Annotated in this window: 1 protein-coding gene; it reads right to left on the reverse strand. The window is 39.6% G+C overall.

Annotated features, from left to right (window positions below):
* Positions 1–141: 141 nt before the first annotated feature.
* Positions 142–1,680, reverse strand: a complete 1,539-nt coding sequence (locus QUA04_RS29495; protein ID WP_333264299.1) for an ATP-binding protein — start codon at positions 1,678–1,680, stop codon at positions 142–144.
* Positions 1,681–1,824: the final 144 nt, after the last annotated feature.

Genomic DNA, 1,824 nt, shown 5'->3' on the forward strand with positions numbered 1-1,824 from the left:
CCATTGCCGTTCTTGAGAACTGTTCGCTAGTCTCAGTGCGATCGCACTTTTTGACCTGCTTAGTCTAAACTCCAATTAGCAATTACCCTCTTCTCATGTAACTGAAAGGCGCTATATTATCAATTCAGCCAGAGGAGTTTTCTAAGGCATAGCTACGGCGAGATTGGTTGCTATACAGATACTAGGCATCTCAATAATAAACTGCGTTCCGTGCTCAGGCGTAGAAAAACACTGCAATTGACCGCAGTGTTTTTCTAGCATAATTTTTTGGCTGATTGACAATCCCATCCCTGTACCTTTTCCGATTGGCTTAGTAGTAAAAAAGGGAGTGAAAAGTTTTGAACGAACTTTCTCAGTCATCCCAACACCATTATCAGCAATTGTTACCCGAATGCCTGAACCAGAGCTAATGTTGTCCTGATCATGCGAATTGCCCGGTATAACTTCAGTACGAATCACAATTTCGGGATGAAAAACAGCACCATCTCCTCTACTTACCCGCTCTTCTAAAGCATCTATAGCATTCGCTAAAAGGTTCATAAACACCTGATTGAGTTGACCTGCATAACAGGTTACAAGCGGCAATTCACTATAGTCTCTAATTACATTAATAGCAGGGCGATCTGACCTAGCTTTTAGTCGGTGCTGTAAAATCATCACACTACTATTAATCCCTTCGTGGATATCTACTGATTTGATTTCGGTTTCATCCAACCGCGAAAAATTTCGTAGAGACTGCACAATAAGGCGAATGCGATCGATGCCTAACTGCATGGAAGAAAGCAATTTTGGCAAATCGTCCATGATAAAGGACAACTCTCCATCTTCTATTGCTTTGAGAATTTCTGCTTTTGGTTCGGGGTAATGGCGTTGGTAGAGATTCAACAGATAGATGAGTTCTTTAATATAATCTTTGGCATAGGAGATATTGCCGTAAATAAAGTTAACCGGATTATTAATCTCATGAGCGACACCTGCAACTAATTGACCAAGACTAGACATTTTTTCACTTTGAATTAACTGGAGTTGTGCGTCTTGCAGTTCTTGGACAAAATGCTCTAAGGCAAGAGCTTTTTGGTGTTCTTGTTCTTCACTGATACGAAGTGCTTTCTCTACTTGTTCGCGCCGCTCTATTTCTGACTGCAATTTATGACCAAGACAAAAACTTCTCAAAGCTGTTAGCACTGTAGTATATAGCTTTGAGGTTGTTAATTCAGTTTTAGTTTTATAGTCATTAATATCGTAATTGATAATAACGCTTTTTTCGGGGACTTGTCCGGGTTGACCCGTGCGTAAAATAATTCGCACTAACTGATTGCCTAACACTTTGCGGACATATTTAACAAACTCTAAGCCAGCATCATCCGTTTCCATGATTACATCAAGCAGGATGATGGCTACATCCGGATGTTCTTGGATTAACTGTCTAGCTTCAGTAGCGGAATAAGCACTAATAAACTTTAAGGATTTATCTTCAAAAACAAATTTTCTTAAGGCGAGCTCGGTAGCTGTGTGAACTTGAGCCTCATCATCTACAATCAAAATTTTCCAGCTTTCAGTCGGCGTATCTTCCGATTCTTCATCGGCAAAAAACAACTCCTCATCGGAGTTAACTTCTTCAGCAAATAACACTTCTTCAGATGACTTTTCATTTGAAAAACCGTAAATATTCTTGTCCATTGCGGCTAACCTTTCTTTGCTACTGATGTTTTGATTGAGGAAACTATGGATGTGAATCGATTTGGAGGGGTAACTTAATTATAAATTTGGTTCCCACTCCCACCTTACTTTTACATTCTATTTCACCCAGAAGTTTTTGGGTAA

The sequence above is a fragment of the Microcoleus sp. S13_C5 genome (assembly GCF_036700845.1).
GTDB lineage: Bacteria > Cyanobacteriota > Cyanobacteriia > Cyanobacteriales > Microcoleaceae > Microcoleus.

Coding starts and splice junctions, on each gene's coding strand:
- QUA04_RS29495 (WP_333264299.1), bottom strand. CDS start 1,680: ATGGACAAGAATATTTACGGTTTTTCAAATGAAAAGTCATCTGAAGAA.